We start from the raw sequence: 17,325 nt of genomic DNA on the forward strand, positions 1-17,325 counted from the left end.
AGGGCGGTCGTAACCGCCCTTTGTTTTTTAACCGAGATTGAGTTCCTTGAAGAAGTCGTTGCCTTTGTCGTCGATAACGATAAAGGCCGGGAAATCGACCACTTCAATGCGCCAGATGGCTTCCATGCCAAGTTCCGGATACTCGACCACTTCAACCTTCCTGATGCAGTCCTGTGCAAGGCGAGCGGCCGGGCCACCGATAGAGCCGAGATAGAAACCGCCGTGGGTGCCGCAGGCTTCACGAACCTGGCGGGAACGGTTGCCCTTGGCCAGCATGACCATTGATCCGCCAAACGATTGAAACTGATCGACATAGGAATCCATGCGACCAGCCGTCGTCGGTCCGAAAGAGCCCGAGGCATAGCCAGTCGGTGTCTTTGCCGGACCAGCGTAATAGATCGGATGATTCTTGAAATAATCGGGCATGGCTTCGCCATTTTCCAGGCGCTCACGAATTTTCGCATGTGCCAGATCGCGTGCGACGATAATCGATCCTGTCAGCGAAAGTTGCGTCTTTACCGGATGCTTCGACAGCTCTTTCAGAATTTGTTCCATTGGCTGATTGAGGTCGATCTTGACCACGTGCGATGACAGCTTTTCCTCATCAATCTCAGGCATATATTTCGCCGGATTGGTTTCAAGCTGCTCAAGGAAGATGCCGTCCTTAGTGATTTTTCCTTTGGCCTGACGATCGGCAGAGCAGGAAACGCCAAGCCCGATAGGCAGCGATGCACCGTGGCGTGGAAGGCGGATGACGCGAACATCATGGCAAAAATATTTGCCGCCAAACTGTGCACCGACGCCGAGCGACTGTGTGAGTTTGTGAATCTCTGCTTCCATCTCAAGATCGCGGAAAGCGTGGCCTGTTTCGGACCCTTGCGTTGGCAGGTTGTCGAGATAACGTGTTGACGCAAGTTTCACGGTCTTTAGATTCATTTCGGCAGAGGTGCCACCAATGACGATTGCCAGATGGTAAGGCGGGCAGGCAGCTGTGCCAAGGCTGAGGATCTTGTCCTTCAGGAAATCGATCATGCGATCATGCGTCAGTAATGAAGGCGTACCCTGGAACAGGAAGGTCTTGTTTGCAGAACCGCCACCTTTGGCTACAAACAGAAACTTGTAAGCGTCTTCGCCTTCTTCATAAATGTCGATCTGAGCTGGCAGATTGTTTTTGGTGTTCTTTTCCTCGAACATCGAAAGGGGAGCAAGCTGCGAATAACGCAGGTTCTTCTTGTTATAGGCATCCAGAACGCCGGCACCAAGCGCATCGGCGTCGCCGCCTTCAGTCCAGATGCGACGGCCCTTTTTACCCATGATGATCGCGGTGCCAGTGTCCTGACACATTGGCAGAACCCCACCGGCAGCAATGTTGGCATTTTTCAGAAGATCGTAAGCAACGAAGCGGTCATTGTCGGTGGCTTCGGGGTCTTCCATGATATTTGCAAGCTGCTGCAAATGTCCCGGACGCAACAGGTGATTGATGTCAGCGAATGCCGCTTCCGAAAGGATACGCAGGCCTTCAGCTTCAACGCTCAGGATTTCCTGTCCCTTGAAGGTGTCCAGAGACACATGGTCCGAAGTCAGTTTGCGATAAGGGGTGTTATCTTCACCAAGTGGGAAAAGATCGGCGGCGCTTGCTTCTGCCATTGTGGTACCTCGCTTGCTTGCCTGCTGTATCTGAGGTGATGCGCTCCACGATTGAGCTCAAAACCAAAGTCGGGACATATTCTGTCGGGCTTTTATCGTGATGAAGAGCGGAATCCACTGCGGCACATTGTTCAGCCGGGCACTTTGAAGCCGGGTCGTGTGTCCGCCAAAGCACTTTTCAAAAAAAATTGATGAAATTGGGCCCAAAATAATAGGGGAAGGCATTAACGTTAAAAGATTCTATACGACATTCATCAATTCTACGGGCAAAGATTGAAGCGGATTCGCTTGTTAGCGATTGCATTGAATTGGCGGTTGGAATGCAGTTCTCCAGATATTTTAAGCAGGACGTAAAAAATAGTCGCAAGCGCGGTCCTTATGTCCGCAATGCACTTGCTTTCGCCCTGGCAGCGTCGACACTTTTCTCGACAGTACCGGCGCAGGCTGCAAATTCGTTGTTGGAACTGTTTCAACAGCGTCGACAGCAGCAAGCTCAACCTCCTGTGCAAGTTGCGCCTGTGGCTCCCGAACAGCGTACCGCTAAACCTGTTTCGGTGCCGAGGGCTGCTGTGCCTCCAGCGCAGCGTGTCACAGTCAAGGGACCGCAGATTTACAATTATAAGCCAGATGCGCTTGTAAAAGTGGACTTCTCAGCGCTTGATATGCAGGTAACGGCCGCGGTTGATTCCGCCCAAGCCGGCCCTTTGACATCTGGTATGTCGCCAATCGGTCCATCAAAGAAAACGGATGAAACTCAAGGCGAACGTGCATTTGATGCAGCGACGGACTATCTGAAGACTGTCGACGTCAAAGCCGAAAAGCAAATTGCCGAAGCTGTTGTCAGTTTCTATTCGGAAAAGCGCGCTTTCCTCTGGTCATCTGATAATAAGGCGCTGGATAAAGCCCGGAATGTTGCGGCTTTCTTTGCTGAGGCCGATGGAGACGGACTGAACCCCGAAGAATATGCAGTCGCTATCCCGGGTGATCATTTTGATGAGGCACAGCTCGCAGAGCGTCAGCAGAAACTTGCGGATTTTGAAATTCGCATGTCTGCGCGTGCCTTGCGCTATGCGATGGATGCAGGCGAGGGTCGGGTTATCGCCGATAGGCTGAGCGGCTTCCATGATTTGCCGCGCGGTCGCGTCGATCTCAAGGCTGTGCTTGCACGTCTTTCATCAGAAAGCGATCCGGTCGCTTATCTCAAAACTTTCCAGCCCAACAATGAGACTTACGCTTCCCTGAAGCGCGAGCTGGCAAATACCGAAGCGCCGGCCGGTGAACCTATTCGTATCTCGCTCGATAAGGCGATCCGTCCCGGCGATACAAACGATCAGCTTGGCAAAGTCGTCGCACTTATTACCAGACATGCGCCCGCGACATATCTCGAGCAGCACCGCGACGTATTGCAGGCCCACGCGGATGCCAGCATCTATGATCCAGAGCTGGCAACAGCCATCAAGGATTATCAGAAGCTTTCCGGCAGTGCGCCAGATGGCATTATCGGCAAGAACACGATTGCGGCTCTTCAAGGCGAACAGGATTCGGTCAAGCGTGATCGAATTATTTATTCCATGGAGCGCCTGCGTTGGCTGCCGCATGATTTTGGCTCGCGTTATGTGATGGTTAATCAGCCGTCCTATCGCGCTGAGTATTTTGAAGATGGCAAAGAAAAGCTGGCTATGAATGTGGTCATCGGCTCACCAACCCATCAGACTTATTTCTTCTATAACAAGGTTCAGACCGTTGTTTTCAACCCATCTTGGGGCGTGCCGCGTTCGATCATTCTGAACGAGATGCTGCCTAAGGTGATGCGCGATACCAGCTATCTCGACCGCAATGGCTACGAAGTCTATGTCGGCGGCAAAAAGGTTTCGGCGAGTGCAGTAAACTGGAGTGCGGTTGCTGCAGGCAAGGCCCATGTCGGTATTCGTCAGAAGCCGAGCCTTGATAATGCTTTGGGTGAGTTGAAGATTCTATTCCCCAATTCCCATGACATCTACATGCATGATACCCCGGCGAAATCCTATTTTGGTCGTGACATGCGCGCTCTGAGCCATGGCTGTATTCGTCTGGAGCGACCGCGCGACATGGCAGCAGCAGTTCTGGGTAAATCTGTCGATGAGCTGGGCAAATATTTTGGCAAGGATGAACGCGGCATCAAGGTGGCCAACCCAGTTCCAGTTTACATTGCTTATTTCACAGCGTGGCCTGATGCGACGGGCAATGTACGTTTCTTCAACGATATTTATGGCCGCGATTCAGGCTTGCAGAAAGCATTCGACAAAACGGCGGAATCCCGATTGGCTGCTCTTTGAGAGGTCAATCCTTATCCGGCTACCAATCGTTGGTGTTTTTGCAAATGGCTGACGCGTTTAGGTGGGTCGCGTCCATCAATTGAATGGGACTGTAAGCCATCCCGAAAAGCATGAAACGGACTTCTGACACGATTTGTATCGAAACAGAAAGATAAAACACCGATCTGATTCAATCAGACCGGTGTTTAAGAAGTTCAATTTTCTATATTAATTCTGAATGTAACAAGCTTTCCCCTGGCCCCGTGCCGGATCGCCGAAACTACGGTTGTCACATTGTACGCCATCGCGGAACATGCGTTCTACGAAACGCCCCTTGGCTCCGTACCGCACAACCTTGCGACCATAAAAATCGCAGAAGCCTTTTTCCTTTGCGCATTGCTGCCAGTCGCCACGGCCGCGATCATCGCGTCTGTTATCACGCCAGTCATTGCGCCTGTCATCACGACGATTGTCGCGCCAATCGTTGCGGCGATCATCACGTCGATCTTCGTAACGATCTCGGACAACGAAAGAGCAGCTTTTCCTTGCGCCGGGTGCCGGGTTACCAAAAACTTGGTTGGAGCAGCGCACATTCGGACCGTCGATGAACTGTGACGTTCCGCGGCCATTCGCGCCGTAGATCACTTCAGTTGGGTACGGAAGCCTGCAGGTTTCATTTTCTCCGGCACAACGCTGCAATTGCGCCGCCTCTGCGGGTGCAGGGGCAATTGCATACATAGATGCAACGAAGGCCGATATGCCTGCAACCAGGCTGATTTTATTGGACAGAAGAGTCGCCAAGGCTAACACCATTGTTTGAATGTCTGATGAGTTCTTATAGATTTCAGTTCTTGAACATAGAATGAACGCCGAGCCGCGTTTCACAGGTCAAAATCTCACGCACGCGCGGTGAGTTGAACGCAAATCGTGTAAAAAATCCAGTTAGATAGTTCCCTTTTCTGGTTAAATCCGCAAGAGTGCAGTTCAATGTTTCTCGTCAGCAAGGTCGTAAGAAAATGCATGGTGAATACAAGGTCCACGGTGGCAAACTGGTTGTTATCGATCTGGAGGTTCAGGACAATAAGCTGAACGAAGTTCAGGTAGCTGGCGACTTTTTTCTCGAACCTGCAGAAGCCCTTGATGATATTCGTGATGCACTGAACGGTTTGCCTGCAACGTCTTCAGCTGAGGACATTGCCGAGGCTGTCAGGAAGGGACTTCGGCCTGATGCTTTCATGATCGGTTTCAGCCCCGAGGCTGTTGCCATCGCTGTTCGGCGAGCGTTAGGTGTCGCCCGAACCTGGCGCGATTATGAATGGCAAATCATCGATATTCCACCGTTAACGCCCACAATGCATTTGGCATTGGACGAGGTTCTGGCACGCGAAGTGGCCGCCGGACGCCGTGCGCCGACTTTGCGTTTCTGGGAATGGGAACGTCCATCGATCATCATTGGCGCGTTTCAATCGTTGCGCAATGAAGTGGATATGGAAGCGACCAGGGAGCTGGGCGTGGAAACTGTACGCCGCGTGACTGGTGGAGGTGCCATGTTTGTAGAGCCGGGCAACTCGATTACCTATTCGCTTTATGCTCCCGGTGATCTGGTTCGCGATATGAGTTTTGCGGATTCCTATGCGTTCCTCGATGAATGGGTGTTGAAATCGCTGAATTCACTTGGAATTGACGCATTTTATAAGCCACTCAACGATATTTCGAGCTCAAAGGGCAAGATCGGCGGAGCAGCGCAAAAACGCTATTCGGGTGGCACGGTTCTTCATCATGTTACCATGGCCTATGACATGGACGCTGAGAAAATGGTGAAAGTTCTGCGTATCGGGCGGGAAAAGCTATCAGACAAAGGCACGGCCAGTGCCGTCAAGCGTGTAGATCCGGTACGCAGTCAGACAGGCTTGCCGCGCCGCGAAGTCATCGATCGTATGACGGAAATGTTTGTCTCGCTGAATGGTGGTGTAAGCGGCACAATTACGCCTGAAGAATTTGCTGCGGCGGAACAACTCGCCGAGGAAAAATTCGCCACAGAAAAATGGCTTCATCATATTCCATAGGCAATCAATTGCCCGAAGCTGAGCCGTGCCGCGTGACACGAGCATCAAGCCATGTCATAGGGAGGCCAATTTATCACAAGGCCTCCCACGCTCATGATCCGCATCGACAATATCAGCAAGTCTAACAGCCACCGCATTCTGTTTATCGAAACTTCCGCCGCCTTGAACCGTGGGGAGAAGATCGGTCTTGTCGGACCTAACGGTGCTGGCAAGACAACGCTTTTCCGTATGATCACCGGAGAAGAACTGCCCGATGAAGGGCAGGTCACTGTCGAAAAAGGTGTAACCGTCGGTTATTTCAATCAGAATGTCGGCGAAATGGGTGGGCGTTCTGCTGTCGCTGAAGTCATGGATGGAGCAGGGCCGGTCAGTATCGTTGCAGCAGAGTTGCGCGAACTTGAAGCGGCAATGTGCGATCCTGATCGTCTCGACGAGATGGATGCAATCATTGAGCGCTATGGCGAGGTTCAGGGCCGCTATGAAGAGCTGGACGGCTACGGCCTCGACGGACGTGCCCGTGAAGTTCTTTCGGGCCTCAGTTTCAGCCAGGAAATGATGGACGGCGATGTCGGCAAATTGTCCGGCGGCTGGAAAATGCGCGTGGCGCTTGCCCGAATTCTCTTGATGCGTCCTGACGTGATGCTGCTCGACGAACCAAGCAACCATCTTGATCTTGAAAGCCTGATTTGGCTTGAGGCTTTCCTCAAGAACTATGACGGCGCATTGCTGATGACCTCGCATGATCGCGAGTTCATGAACCGCATCGTGACAAAAATCATCGAAATTGATGGTGGTTCTCTCAATTCCTACAACGGTGACTATGGTTTCTACGAAAGCCAGCGCGCGTTGAATGAAAAGCAGCAACAGGCCCAGTTTGAGCGTCAGCAGGCAATGCTGGCCAAGGAAATCAAGTTCATTGAACGGTTTAAGGCGCGTGCATCCCATGCATCGCAGGTGCAGAGCCGTGTAAAGAAACTTGAGAAGATCGACAGGGTCGAGCCACCACGCCGCCGCCAGACAGTCGCTTTCGATTTTGCTCCGGCGCCACGTTCCGGTGAAGATGTCGTCAGCCTTAAAGGTGTCAACAAGACCTATGGCAGCCGCACGATCTATGACGGTCTGGACTTCATGGTGCGCCGTCGCGAACGTTGGTGCATCATGGGCGTCAATGGCGCGGGCAAGTCGACATTGCTCAAGCTGGTCACAGGCGCGACCGAGCCGGATCACGGTATCGTAAACTTGGGTGCCAGTGTGAAGCTTGGTTATTTCGCGCAGCACGCCATGGATATTCTGGAAGGCGACAGCACCATTCTCGAATGGCTGGAGCAGCGCTTTCCAAAGGCTGGACAGGCACCTTTGCGCGCATTGGCTGGTTGTTTCGGCTTCTCAGGAGATGACATTGAAAAGAAGTGCCGTGTACTGTCCGGCGGTGAGAAAGCCCGACTGGTCATGGCTGCGATGTTGTTTGATCCGCCGAATTTCCTTGTGCTTGATGAGCCGACGAACCATCTCGATCTGGACACAAAAGAAATGCTGATTAAAGCGCTTTCGGCTTATGAAGGCACAATGCTTTTTGTATCGCATGATCGTCGTTTTCTGGCGGCACTTTCCAATCGTGTGTTGGAACTGACACCTGATGGCATTCAGCAATATGGTGGTGGTTACACCGAATATGTTGAAAGTACCGGGCAGGAAGCGCCGGGTCTGCATGTTGGATAAGGAAAAGGCGGGAAATTCCCGCCTTTTCTTTTATGCCTATGTTTTTTCAGCAGAAGTGTTTAACGGTAAACGATACCGCCATCCGTAAGGATCGCCTGACCCGTGATGTAGTCGGAATCAGGGCTCGAGAGGAATGAAACCAGCGCTGCAACGTCTTCTGGTGTCTGCGCGCGACCGAGGGCGATACCTTCAACAAATTTCTTGTAGGTTTCCCCCTTTGGCGTGCCGGTAATTTCAGAGAAGCGTTCGTCGATTTCGACCCACATGTCTGTGCCAACAATGCCGGGGCAGTAAGCATTTACGGTGATGCCAGCACTTGCATATTCCTTGGCGGCAGCTTGTGTCAGTGCGCGCACGGCAAATTTGGTAGCCGAATAAACACCCAGCATGGCAAAGCCATCATGGCCCGCGATTGACGAGGCATTGATAATCTTGCCTTTGTGTCCGCGTGCCTTGAATTTGGCTGCAGCAGCCTGAATACCCCACAAAACGCCTTCGACGTTGATCTTGAGAATGCGGTCAACTTCTTCTGGCGTCACATCGGAAATAGGCTGAACTTGTGCAATGCCGGCATTATTGACAATGACATCAAATCCGCCGAGCGCCTTCTCGGCATGGTCGATTGCAGCGTAAACATCTTCGCGTTTGCTGACATCAGCGGAAAAGGTTGATGCCTTGCGTCCAAGCGCTTCTACTTCCTTTCTAACGGCTTCAAGCTTGTCTGCCTTCAGGTCGACCAGTGCAATATCAAAGCCATCTTTTGCGAGGCGGAGAGCGATACCGCGTCCGATACCCTGCGCCGCACCTGTTACCAATGCAACTTTAGCTGTGTTCGACATGATGTATCCTTTTCTGCTGTTAAGCTGGGAGGTATTAATTCAGTCATGAGGTGGCTATGAACCGGGAAGTTGTCACTGCCGGGTGACGTTAATAAGACAATTAGAGATAACTAACCTTGGCTTCATTGATCGTGATCAAGTCTGATCCGAATTGGGATATGATGGTCAGGTTCTCCATCTATTGTTCCGAAAGCCGTTCCGAACTGTCCCGGAGCGATTTAAGACATAAGTTTCGCTTCTTAATGCCATCGCCAGTCTATATACTGGATAAAAAATATCAACTTTTAGGCATGTCATGACCATCCCTGCACGATCTTCAAGTCTTAATGTTTCCGGTAAGTTGCATCGCCGTCGCTTTGTGTTTCTCTCCGCGGCCCTGTTTGCAGGGTTGTTGTCGCCGGTTTCTCTTCATGCTGAAGACAAGAAGACGTTGCGAATTGCTCTTGCCACAAGCATCTCCAATCAAGCTGCCGAAGTGGCCGTTGCCGAGGCAAAAGAGCAGGGGTTAAATGTGGAGTTGGTGGAATTCAGCGACTGGAACACGCCAAATACTGCTGTCGCGGATAAGACGGTCGATGCCAATCTCTTCCAGCATATTCCCTATTTGAATTATACTAACTCCAATACAGGCAATGGGTTGGTGCCAGTTGCGCCAGCTTTCAGCACGCCCTTCGGGCTTTACTCCAAAAAATATTCGAAGCTAGCGGATATACCTGATAATGCGCAGATCGCCTTCTCTGGAGATGTAATTAATACAGGGCGTTCTCTGCTTCTTTTGCAACAGGCAGGCTTTCTGGAACTCAAGCCGGGTTCAGGTCAACGCGCCAGCCTGGAGGATGTTGTGACCTGGAAAAAACCGCTTAAGATCGTACAGCTGGATGGACCACAAATTGCTCGATTGTTGGATGATGTGGATGCTGCTGCAACTTATCCAACATTTGCCAAACTGGCCGGTCTGGAGGCATCATCGGGGCTGATTTTTGAAAATGAGCCGATTTATGCGTTTCAGTTCGTGACGCGTCCTGAGTTGCGTGATGATCCCCGCCTGAAGCAGTTTATAGAGATTTATCAGAATTCGCCGGCAGTGAAAGCCAAGCTTCGCGAGCTCTATGGCGATATGGTTTCCTTCCCGCGTTAAGTGTGGGTGGGCGCCCACAACTATTGGATAAGGGAAGAGAACGAGAACGCGCGGATTTTTCATGGCTATTTTGCCAAATAGGCCATTGAAGCAGCGGCGTGGTTCAGCTAGAAACGGCTGGATTGAGGCGTTCAGCCTCCCGGCGATGCACCCGTAGCTCAGCTGGATAGAGTGCTGCCCTCCGAAGGCAGAGGTCACAGGTTCGAATCCTGTCGGGTGCGCCATAAAATCAATGACTTACTACCTATTTCATGGTGATTTCTGGTTCAAATGAACTGGAATGGAAATTTGACGTATCGCGTTGTGCGTTTGTCTCTAAAAGAATCGCACCAGTTCCAGCTAATCATTACTGCAATCTCGATATCCTGCGCTGTTATTCACTGATGGTGAGAGCTCGTGGGTTGTCTCCTTACAAGACTCACGATCTATTACGTTTAGTTAATACAGGAAAAATTGATATGGCTCAAAAAAGTGCAGTAGCGGCTCCAGCTATTATGGCTGTCGCAGGAGTAATACTCTTAATCAGTGGTTTTTATCTTCAGTTTAGCGCCTCGGGCGTTTCTTCGGCTGATCAGTTGCGCTGCGAGCAGAACGTAAAAAATCTCTACAAAGATAGCGTTGAAGCCCAAAAAACACTCATTTCATCATGCAATGAACCCGGCGTTGTTGCCATGATGGATGCGAAGGCAAATGGATCAGGTGCATCCGAAGCCGCAGCAGCAATTGCCTCAGCCAATCAGGCTGACGTTGGTTCAGGTGCGTTGGGTTATGGCCTCATCGGTGTTGGTGCTGCACTTTTGATTTCGGGGCTTTTTGGTTTGTCGCGCGCTAGAAAAAGCGTCTAATACTGTTCAACAAATGCCAGCTGAACATAATGCTGGCATTTGTTGCTGATTTGTCTGGCTATCGCAGGTCTGTCGGCAAGAAGGTTTCCTGCCTTGATTTGAATGGGCTGTAAAATGGCGAAAATTTTATATGGGAGCTAAATGTGCGTTTTTTCAGCAAGGCGACCATGACCAGCGTCATTGCTATTGCAATGATTTCTCCAGCCCTTGCGGATGCGAAAACGGATTCACTTCAACTCAGGAAGTCGATAGTTGAAGGACTATTTACCTATATCGAACTGGGGGAGAACTCTGACGGACGCTCAAAAGCTCTGGGTATTGCGATGGACGAGCAGGTAAAGGTACCTGTTGCCAATGCGCAGTCCGAGTGGCAGGAAATTGCGAAGAACAGTCCCGACCCAGCATCATATCAGACGTACAAGATGTGCGATACAGCAGCCAGTTCGCTTAAGAGTATCGTGGAAACCATCTCTGGTTACATTAACAGCGACAGCACAAAAGAGCCGGAATATGATGCCGCTCTGACCCAATTCGGAGCGGAACTTACCGAGTGCGAAAAGGCACTGGATGTGCAATTGACCTTCTGATCAGTTTATATTGCTTATTGGTGGCGGCACTCAGAATGCGAACGTCGCCATTCAGAGAATTACTTCAAATCAGCAAGAATATCGTCGTAGACCTTACAGGCGCTTTCAGCATCGGTTGTGAGCTGCGATTGCGCTCCAGATAGCTTCTGAGCTACTTTAGACGCCTTCTGAGGGTCCTTGGCTGCGAGTTCCTGCATCTTCGTGGAAAATTCTGTTGCCTTTGCGCTTACTTCTTCAGCAGTGCAAGCAAGTGAAGGCGAAGCAGCGGCCATTCCAACAGTGATTGCAAGAAGATATGCTTTTATTTTTCAATTCTCGTGAATAGTCAAAGTTATATTAGAAAATCCGGTATAACTGTCTGAATATAAGAGAGAAATTACCTGTAAATCACTTAGTGTGTGCAGATTTAATGATACTACCGCGATTATACATTCGAGTGAAATTTTTGCCGCGTTGAGCTTATTTAAGCACCTCAGCATTGCTATTAATTAGAGTAGATCTAAAAATATCAAAATAATTGTCCATACTCGGCTATTCAGGTTTGTTTCGATTTTATTATTTGTCTTTTGCGCTTATTGAGCACCTATTAATTAAGCGTATGAGGAGATGATATGCGTCATATTCCAACGGCTATTGCCGGTTTTATTGGCTTAGCCATTTTGAGTGTCATTCTGGGGTCCTGGTATACTGTTGATGAAGGCGAGCGCGGTGTTATTCTCCGCTACGGCGCAGTTGCCGGTGTCGCACAGCCGGGACTTGGTTTCAAAATCCCATTGATTGATTCAGTAGTCCGGGTTTCGGTGCAGTCAAAGGCTGCAATTTATAATGGTATGGAGGCCTATAGCCGGGATCAACAGCCTGCCACCATGAACCTGTCGGTTAATTACCGTATTCCGCCAGATCGTGTGGAAGAGGTCTATGCCACCTATGGCGGCGAAGATGGGCTTCTGTCGCGTCTGGTCGAACGCCGGGTGTTTGAAGAAAGCAAAACCGTTTTCGGTCGATTTGCTGCGATGACAGCTATTCAGGAACGTGGCCGTCTCAATCAGGAAATTGCAGACGCAATCCAGAAAAGCGTAAGCGGTCCCGTCATTATCGACAGCGTACAGATCGAAAACATTGATTTTTCTGATGCTTATGAAGCAAGCATCGAACAGCGTATGCTGGCCGAAGTGGAAGTTCAGCGACTTCGTCAGAATGCCGAACGGGAAAAAGTACAGGCGGAAATCACCGTTACGCAGGCCAACGCTCAGGCAGATGCGCGCCGTGCCGATGCGCAGGCGCAAGCGGATTCCGTGCGTTTGCAGGCGCAAGCTGATGCAGAAGCCATTCGCCTGAAGGGTGATGCAGAGGCTCAGGCCATCAAGGCGCGTGGTGACGCGTTGCGGGATAATCCGGGGCTGGTCTCGCTTACGCAGGCCGAACGGTGGAATGGCCAGTTACCGACGACCATGCTGCCAAACGGCGCAGTTCCTATGCTGAATATCACGCAGGAATAATTTCGGCTTTTGATATGTTGGCGGGTCATAAGGCCCGCCATATTCCTTGGCAAAGACCAAGGAAAATACGCGAAGCGAAAGCTTCTCGTTAAAAAAAATCAACAAGGTATATGATTGATTATAAACGAAACTTTGTTTCGGAACATTCCTCTTTTGTAGAGAGGAATGGCGCGAGTGACGGGGCTCGAACCCGCGACCTCCGGCGTGACAGGCCGGCACTCTAACCAACTGAGCTACACCCGCGCATTGTTCTGATGTTTTTCAATCAGGAACGCTGCTCATGTATGCGGGAAGTGGAGCAGCGTCAATCGTTTCTATGCGTAAGACCATAAAAAAATTCGGATAATTCTAATTTAGGTCCACATTTGTGGAAAACATCTGAAATCCGACGGTTTTGAACGCAGGTAAATGTCTGTTCGCACATAATTTTGGAGAAAAGCGGCGCCACAAAAATCTGCGCCGCTTGAATTAGATTCGCCGCTACCTGATGGATTCGCCTGTTTTCGGATCGATCTTGATTTCGACCTTTGCACCATTTTTCATGAAATATTCGATTTCATAGTAGCCGCGATCATTCCAGTCGACTTCGTCGATGTATTGAACGTCTGCCGTTTGCTCGATTTTGGCGATAATTTCGGAGAGTTTGGCACCTTCTGGAGCGGCGGCGAACGCGCCAACAGACGTTGCGGTTAAAAGAATGGCTGCGAGCACGGTACGCATGAAGAACTCCCTTTGATTGATACAGTTTCTAGGTAAGGCCGGAAACGCATATATCAAGGCGCTGTTTCGCTAAGGGTCGCTTATTGCCACGCGCCAAAGTGTGTCTGCAAAAAGCAGCCAAACACAAGGAAGGCCAATATGGCCAAGGCGAACAAAAGTATCTTCATTCTATGATCATCGAGATTGTGCAGATCACATACAAGAAAACTGTATGTGATCTGCGTCTGTCAGATCAAAAGGCGTTCTAACGATTACGATTGTCGACGGAAAAGGCTCCGGCGCCGGTCGCTACCAGTGTCAGGAAGACGAAGCAGAAGAGAATGGATGCGTCACCGCCATTGGCGACAGGGAAGAAGCTCTTCGGGAAGTGAGCCATGAAGTAAGCAAAGGCCATATGGCCTGAAAGGATGAAGGCAACCGGACGTGTGAACCAGCCCAGGAAAATCAACGCGCCACCCACGATTTCCAGCAGAGCCGATGCAAGCTGAATAGCAGACAGGCTATCAGGGCCTGCGATTGGGAAGCTGAACGCCTTCTGTGTGCCGTGCTCGAAATAGAGCAGCGCAGTCACGATACGCAGGATGCCAATGGCATAGGGTTGATACTTATTGAGCGAGCTAGGTTCCGCCATCAGTGTCTCCAAATATGAGTTTTCTATTCAACAAACTCATGAAGCCAAAGATGCCGAGAAAATGCAAGCAATTGCTAACTTAAATTGATCGTGATGCGCTCTATCGGCAGCGCGATTGACTGAGCTTTACCTCGAATTGGCGCGGTCCCACCATTCCGCCTTTCATAGGCTTGGAGACAATGGTCGCTCTGAGGGAGCAAGGGCCTGCAATGACCTGATACTGATCTTGCTTTTGGTAGATGACCTTGCTTATGGGGTGCTGAGTTAATGCGGCGGCAGCAGCCTCAATAACGGCGTTGAGCTCTTTCGCGCGTTGGTAGTTCGGCGCAAGCGCTGCATGTGAACTGGTGGCGATGAGAAGCAGGGAGAGGGTGCTGAGAGCCAACGCCTGTCGCGCCATAATGATCTCCGTCTGTGTCGTACTCAAAAACAATGGAGCGGGTAGCGGGAATCGAACCCGCGCATTCAGCTTGGGAAGCTGACAGGCTACCATTACATCATACCCGCCCGGTATTGCTCTATCGTAGCAAGACATGCTGCTTCACGCCAGTGTCGGTTGTGACATGTATTCCGAAAAAATGTGGTGCTGTTTCGGGGCAGGATGAATGCCGGTTTTATGCCCTCCGATCAAAAGCCTTCTTGTCAGAATTACCGGCATTTCGCTCCCAAGTTCATTGACGTCCGGTTCAATCATTAAAGGGCGTAAGAAGATTTCATTACGCTTCCCATTGATATCCGTGAATCCGTCGCCATTTGCGATACTCAATATTTCAAACGAGAATTCCCAGCAGGTACCAATGGCCAAGTCCCCCAAGCGCCGAGCATTGCTGATCGTCAATCCGAATGCCCGCAATGGCAAAGGGTTCAATGCCGACATGCGTGGGATATTGGAGCACGGCGGCATTTCCCTCCTTGAGAAGACGGCGCAGGGGGACGAAACCATTTCTGACGTCATCCGCGCCAACAGTGGCGTAGATCTGGTAATTGTCGGCGGTGGCGATGGTACATTGAATGCGGCCGCACCGGGGCTCGTCGAAACGAAGGTGCCATTGGCAATATTGCCGCTCGGTACGGCAAACGATTTTGCCCGCACAATCGGTATTCCTGCCGATCCGACACAGGCAACGCGGCAGCTGCTGACATATGAGCAGCATCCTATCGATCTGGGTGAAGTGAACGGCCATCTTTATTTTAATGTGGCCAGCATTGGCTTTAGTGCTGAACTCGCACAGAAACTCAGCGCAGAAGCCAAAAAGAAGTGGGGCAAACTGGGCTACGCCATCGCGGCAGGCCGCATTCTGATGCGTTCGGAATTGTTTACAGCCTATCTCGAACATGATGGCATTACGGAACAGATAAAGACACTTCAGGTCTCGGTTGGAAATGGTAAGTTTTACGGTGGCGGTATGGCCGTTGAAAAAGATGCCGCCATCGATGACGGCAAGCTCGATTTTTACAGCCTCGAAGTCGACCATTGGTGGAAACTGTTGCGTTTGCTGCCTAGTCTGCGCCAGGGAACGCAATCGAAATGGGACGATGTTCGTGCATTTCCCACGACAGAAGTTGTTATTCGCACGAAGAAGCCGCGGCCTGTAAATACTGACGGTGAGTTGTCAACCTGGACACCAGCCCATTTTCGCCTCCACCGGGAAGTTATCAGTACTTACCGGCCATCCTCATATTAATATCAGACATAAAAAATGGCCCGCTCTTAAGAGAACGGGCCCAATTCATGACGTTAGGTGACTTGGCTCGGAGGTCATAGGAGCCGTAGATGAAACGGGCGAGGCGCCCAATCGTTCCATCATCAGAAGAAAAAGTACCAGATAAACAGAACAGCGATGAATGGCACACCGAGAAGCCAAAGGATTAGTGCACGGAACATATTGTCTCTCCTTCATGTTGTAATTTCAACGATCTGGCGGGAAATTGGTTCCCATATGAGGTTATGTTTGCAACTGCTTCAGCCGACTCATTTTAGTGGATTTGCGAAAACTTTAATGATCCGTCAATAATTCAGTGACATCAATAATTTCTAAAAGATACGATCGGTCTTACGGTCATAGTCAGTGTATTGCGAGCGTGTGGCGTATGAGTTCAACCGGGTGGCGAAACCGTGCTAAGAATACAGAGCTATCGATGATGCGCGAAAAGCGCGGATCGACTGCAATGTTGACGTTCATGGCGCTGGCCGTGGTTTTGGCAGGTTGCGCAAGCGCCCCACAGCCGAAATCGAAGAAAAAGCACCCGAAAGAATATTTCGCTGAATCCAAGTATGGTGTGAAAGCCAGTCCGCGCGTAACGAACGTTCAGGGCAAGCCTTTGCCACGTGGTGGCGGGCGTGATCAGACCGGCAAGCCTTATCAGGTCAAGGGGCGCTGGTATTATCCCAAAGAAGACAAGAAATATGCGTCGACCGGCCGCGCGTCCTGGTATGGCAGCGCTTTTCATGGGCGCCTGACAGCCAACGGTGAAATTTACGACATGACGCATCTGACGGCAGCGCACCCAACGATGCCGCTTCCAAGTTATGCGCGTGTGACGAACACAGCCAACGGCAGTTCGGTTATCGTTCGTGTAAATGATCGCGGTCCGTTTGAACGTGATCGCGTGATCGATCTTTCTCAAAAGGCAGCGGAAATGCTGGATTATCAGCATCATGGCACCGCTAGTGTGAAAGTTGAATATGTCGGCCGCGCACCGCTGGACGGCCATGACGATGCTTATCTGTTGGCTTCTTATCGTTCGGGCGATAGCGATCCTATCGGTCAACCGGCAACGGGCGTTATGATGGCTATGAACGCGCCCACCCCGACACCAGCGGGGATCGCGGCAATGCCGGTTCCACAGTCATCGCCATTTGAAGTCAATTCTGCTTATGGCGACGGCGAGATGCCTTTGCTTCCTGCTAATGTACCAGTTCCGTCACAGCGTCCGGCTGGGAGCTTTGGTGTTGCCACTGCAACTCGTATTGGTGGTCTTGGCTATGCTTCTGACCGTATGGCAGCGTCTGCTTTCGCAGAAGAACGCACATATGGCAGCATCCTGACCGCAAGTGCAGTTTCCGACGCCTGGAAGCGCAGAAACGCCGAAGACCAGCGCGAATATGTCGAACTCGGTGTGTTCAACTCGCTGGAAGACGTGATCAGCCTCGAGAAATCTCTGCCGCGCTCTGCGCGCGTGACACGCACAAAGATGCCGACAGAGCAGGGCGACGTGTACGAGCTGACGGCTTTTGCCGAAAAGGGCAATAATGACGACCTGCTTCGCGCTGCATGGAAGGCTGGAGCGACCGACGCCTTTGTCGTGCGTGCCGACTGATTTTAGCGGGAAAGCCTGT

At 50.9% G+C, this 17,325-nt stretch carries 17 protein-coding genes and 3 tRNA genes; 10 read left to right on the plus strand and 10 right to left on the minus strand.

All coding sequences use genetic code 11. The features are described 5' to 3' along the window. Positions 1–27 precede the first annotated feature (27 nt). Positions 28–1,647: a fumarate hydratase gene (locus CEV32_RS11070; RefSeq protein WP_094577174.1), complete on the minus strand. Its 1,620-nt coding sequence runs from the start codon at positions 1,645–1,647 to the stop codon at positions 28–30. A 320-nt stretch (positions 1,648–1,967) separates the two neighbouring features. On the opposite strand from CEV32_RS11070, the gene CEV32_RS11075 reads away from it, so the two are divergent. Then, complete coding sequence (locus CEV32_RS11075; protein WP_094577175.1) at positions 1,968–3,962, plus strand: L,D-transpeptidase family protein; 1,995 nt, start codon at positions 1,968–1,970, stop codon at positions 3,960–3,962. A 207-nt stretch (positions 3,963–4,169) separates the two neighbouring features. Here the strand turns inward: CEV32_RS11075 and CEV32_RS11080 are convergent, their stop codons facing one another. Continuing rightward, positions 4,170–4,751 carry a hypothetical protein gene (locus tag CEV32_RS11080; RefSeq protein WP_328587915.1) on the minus strand — a complete coding sequence of 194 codons (582 nt, stop codon included), beginning with the start codon at positions 4,749–4,751 and terminating at the stop codon, positions 4,170–4,172. A 167-nt stretch (positions 4,752–4,918) separates the two neighbouring features. On the opposite strand from CEV32_RS11080, the gene CEV32_RS11085 reads away from it, so the two are divergent. Continuing rightward, entirely contained in the window at positions 4,919–6,007 is a 1,089-nt protein-coding gene (locus CEV32_RS11085; protein WP_235818796.1) for a lipoate--protein ligase family protein, read from the plus strand. 93 nt (positions 6,008–6,100) lie between these two features. Continuing rightward, positions 6,101–7,726: an ABC-F family ATP-binding cassette domain-containing protein gene (locus tag CEV32_RS11090; protein ID WP_094577178.1), complete on the plus strand. Its 1,626-nt coding sequence runs from the start codon at positions 6,101–6,103 to the stop codon at positions 7,724–7,726. Between the two features lie 59 nt (positions 7,727–7,785). Here CEV32_RS11090 and CEV32_RS11095 read toward each other — a convergent pair whose 3' ends face one another. After that, the gene (locus tag CEV32_RS11095; protein ID WP_094577179.1) at positions 7,786–8,565 is read right to left on the minus strand and encodes an acetoin reductase; all 780 of its coding nucleotides are present in this window, start codon (positions 8,563–8,565) and stop codon (positions 7,786–7,788) included. 295 nt (positions 8,566–8,860) lie between these two features. Here CEV32_RS11095 and CEV32_RS11100 point away from each other — a divergent pair, with 295 nt between their 5' ends. The 4 genes from CEV32_RS11100 (at position 8,861) to CEV32_RS11115 (ending at position 11,135) form a co-directional block, all read left to right on the plus strand. Further along, complete coding sequence (locus CEV32_RS11100; protein ID WP_094577180.1) at positions 8,861–9,703, plus strand: MetQ/NlpA family ABC transporter substrate-binding protein; 843 nt, start codon at positions 8,861–8,863, stop codon at positions 9,701–9,703. Positions 9,704–9,850: 147 nt separating this feature from the next. Continuing rightward, a tRNA-Arg gene (locus CEV32_RS11105) sits at positions 9,851–9,927 on the plus strand. A gap of 27 nt (positions 9,928–9,954) precedes the next feature. Beyond that, a complete protein-coding gene (locus CEV32_RS23925; RefSeq protein ID WP_235818797.1) occupies positions 9,955–10,548 on the plus strand; it encodes a hypothetical protein in 594 nt (197 codons plus the stop codon). A gap of 143 nt (positions 10,549–10,691) precedes the next feature. Beyond that, positions 10,692–11,135: a hypothetical protein gene (locus CEV32_RS11115; RefSeq protein ID WP_094577181.1), complete on the plus strand. Its 444-nt coding sequence runs from the start codon at positions 10,692–10,694 to the stop codon at positions 11,133–11,135. 59 nt (positions 11,136–11,194) lie between these two features. Here CEV32_RS11115 and CEV32_RS11120 read toward each other — a convergent pair whose 3' ends face one another. Further along, positions 11,195–11,407, minus strand: coding sequence for a hypothetical protein (locus CEV32_RS11120; protein ID WP_094577182.1), 213 nt, complete (start codon positions 11,405–11,407; stop codon positions 11,195–11,197). 339 nt (positions 11,408–11,746) lie between these two features. Here CEV32_RS11120 and CEV32_RS11125 point away from each other — a divergent pair, with 339 nt between their 5' ends. Further along, the gene (locus CEV32_RS11125; protein ID WP_094577183.1) at positions 11,747–12,634 is read left to right on the plus strand and encodes a prohibitin family protein; all 888 of its coding nucleotides are present in this window, start codon (positions 11,747–11,749) and stop codon (positions 12,632–12,634) included. A gap of 166 nt (positions 12,635–12,800) precedes the next feature. On the opposite strand, the gene CEV32_RS11130 is transcribed toward CEV32_RS11125, so the two are convergent. From CEV32_RS11130 to CEV32_RS11155, 6 genes are all read right to left on the minus strand, one after another. Continuing rightward, positions 12,801–12,877 (minus strand) — tRNA-Asp (locus tag CEV32_RS11130). A gap of 237 nt (positions 12,878–13,114) precedes the next feature. After that, positions 13,115–13,354 (minus strand): PepSY domain-containing protein, encoded by a 240-nt coding sequence (locus tag CEV32_RS11135; RefSeq protein ID WP_094577184.1) that lies wholly within the window; start codon positions 13,352–13,354, stop codon positions 13,115–13,117. A gap of 244 nt (positions 13,355–13,598) precedes the next feature. Then, positions 13,599–13,985, minus strand: coding sequence for a DoxX family protein (locus CEV32_RS11140; RefSeq protein ID WP_094577185.1), 387 nt, complete (start codon positions 13,983–13,985; stop codon positions 13,599–13,601). Positions 13,986–14,085: 100 nt separating this feature from the next. Further along, entirely contained in the window at positions 14,086–14,385 is a 300-nt protein-coding gene (locus CEV32_RS11145; protein WP_094577186.1) for a hypothetical protein, read from the minus strand. Between the two features lie 33 nt (positions 14,386–14,418). Next, positions 14,419–14,492, minus strand: a tRNA-Gly gene (locus tag CEV32_RS11150). A 34-nt stretch (positions 14,493–14,526) separates the two neighbouring features. Further along, positions 14,527–14,790, minus strand: a complete 264-nt coding sequence (locus CEV32_RS11155; RefSeq protein WP_094577187.1) for a hypothetical protein — start codon at positions 14,788–14,790, stop codon at positions 14,527–14,529. Here CEV32_RS11155 and CEV32_RS11160 point away from each other — a divergent pair. Together CEV32_RS11160 and CEV32_RS11165 are read left to right on the plus strand one after the other, a co-directional pair. After that, positions 14,783–15,670 (plus strand): lipid kinase, encoded by an 888-nt coding sequence (locus tag CEV32_RS11160; RefSeq protein ID WP_094577188.1) that lies wholly within the window; start codon positions 14,783–14,785, stop codon positions 15,668–15,670. The two genes, CEV32_RS11155 and CEV32_RS11160, sit on opposite strands and share 8 nt — an antisense overlap. A gap of 406 nt (positions 15,671–16,076) precedes the next feature. Beyond that, the gene (locus tag CEV32_RS11165) at positions 16,077–17,306 is read left to right on the plus strand and encodes a septal ring lytic transglycosylase RlpA family protein (RefSeq protein WP_094577189.1); all 1,230 of its coding nucleotides are present in this window, start codon (positions 16,077–16,079) and stop codon (positions 17,304–17,306) included. Positions 17,307–17,325: the final 19 nt, after the last annotated feature.

This window comes from Brucella rhizosphaerae, from assembly GCF_002252475.1.
GTDB classification, from domain to species: Bacteria; Pseudomonadota; Alphaproteobacteria; order Rhizobiales; family Rhizobiaceae; genus Brucella; species Brucella rhizosphaerae.